A 1,306-nucleotide genomic window follows, 5' to 3' on the forward strand; every position below is an offset into this window, starting at 1 on the left:
GCACCTACTCAGCAATCAAGGGCCGCTTCGGTCTGGGAGATGCAATCTGATGGAAACGTTGCCGGTTGTTGCCAGGATCACTTTCGACGGGCAAAAGCGCTCCTTCGATCCCTCGATCGAACGCACGGAAATGGAAAGGGGTGTGCCCAGGCAGCGCCTGCTCAATAGTCAGGTGCTCGTTAAGCAGTCCATGAACTTCTACTTTGCCAGCATAGCGGACGTTACAGCGTTCGAGACCTGGTACTTCGACGTGATCAAGCGGATCGGCTGGTTCGAAATGGTGCACCCGTATACGGGTCTGACAGTCAAAGCACGCTTCGAAAATGGTGCCCTTGGCGATCTGGTGCCGGACGAGAAACTTCCGGGTGACTTCAGGATGGATGCGGTCGTGGAGTACCTGCGATGAGCACGTTCACCGAACGCCGGCAGTGCTCCGCGCTTGGGGTGCTAAAGAATGTGGTCGATTCTGTTGAAAATATGGAGAACTCGCATGAGCGGCAATGGAGCTGCTGCTGGGTTGAAGACAGTGTCGCTTGAAAGTGTTGTGGCGTCTCTTCAATCCGACGTTGCCAGAATTGAAGGCGAAGTGCAGATGCTGAGAGCCACGAACGACACGCTTGCGCATATCGTTCGTGGGTTGGAAGCCAAACTAGGTGGACGAGACTAGATGCTTCGCTGCCTGCTTCGCCAGGTCCGTGATTTCCTCTAGCGTGTACTGCTCGATGGACTTCGCGCCGAGCTCCACTTTGACGATGACTGCACAGTTGTCCTCATCGTACAGGTGGACTAGTGCGTGTGGTGGCGAGGCATGACGGCTGAGCGTCATGTTGTTGATTTGCAAAGGCATAGTGACCCCCTTTGTCAAGTAACGTGCTGATCTCCGGCTCCACGTTTACCGGTCAGCTTGACCACTTTAACAAGGCCCGCCATGTGCGGGCTTTCTTCATTGAGGCATACCCATGGCAACTTTCCTCGAACGCCGGCAGCGGACCACCGACACCACCGGCATCCTTCTCCTGCTGGAGCTGCGCGCCCCCTCGTTTGTGGAGGTGCTGCGCATCGTCAACGACACGGCCGACTGGGTGAGCCAGGGCAACGTCTATACGGGATTCCCGTTCGGCTTCAAGCTGCCCGACGATGTGGGCGGACAGGCGCCACGCGCCCAACTGGCGCTCGACAACGTGGGCCGATCAATTACCGAGGACCTGGAGCGTCTGCAGCACAGCGAGCTGGTCACGGCGCGCCTGATGATCACCGACCGGGCTGACCCGAACGTGATCGAGGCCAGCTACGACCTGCCGATGAC

General features: G+C 57.8%; 3 protein-coding genes. 2 read left to right on the top strand and 1 reads right to left on the bottom strand.

The window, feature by feature from the left end; all coding sequences use genetic code 11:
- The coding region (locus tag ACFC0D_RS38595; protein WP_376446791.1) for a hypothetical protein at positions 1-406 on the top strand (406 nt) is incomplete at its 5' end.
- A 243-nt stretch (positions 407-649) separates the two neighbouring features.
- On the opposite strand, the gene ACFC0D_RS38600 is transcribed toward ACFC0D_RS38595, so the two are convergent.
- Positions 650-847 (bottom strand): hypothetical protein, encoded by a 198-nt coding sequence (locus ACFC0D_RS38600; protein ID WP_375861968.1) that lies wholly within the window; start codon positions 845-847, stop codon positions 650-652.
- A gap of 112 nt (positions 848-959) precedes the next feature.
- Between ACFC0D_RS38600 and ACFC0D_RS38605 the strand changes: the two genes are divergently transcribed.
- Positions 960-1,306 (top strand): DUF1833 family protein (locus tag ACFC0D_RS38605; protein WP_376446793.1); only part of this gene is annotated, 347 nt, incomplete at its 3' end.

The organism is Streptomyces sp. NPDC056222 (assembly GCF_042264065.1).
Lineage (GTDB): Bacteria > Actinomycetota > Actinomycetes > Streptomycetales > Streptomycetaceae > Streptomyces.

Excerpts from the sequence above, each read along its gene's own strand:
- ACFC0D_RS38600 (WP_375861968.1), bottom strand. The coding sequence starts at position 847 with ATGCCTTTGCAAATCAACAACATGACGCTCAGCCGTCATGCCTCGCCA.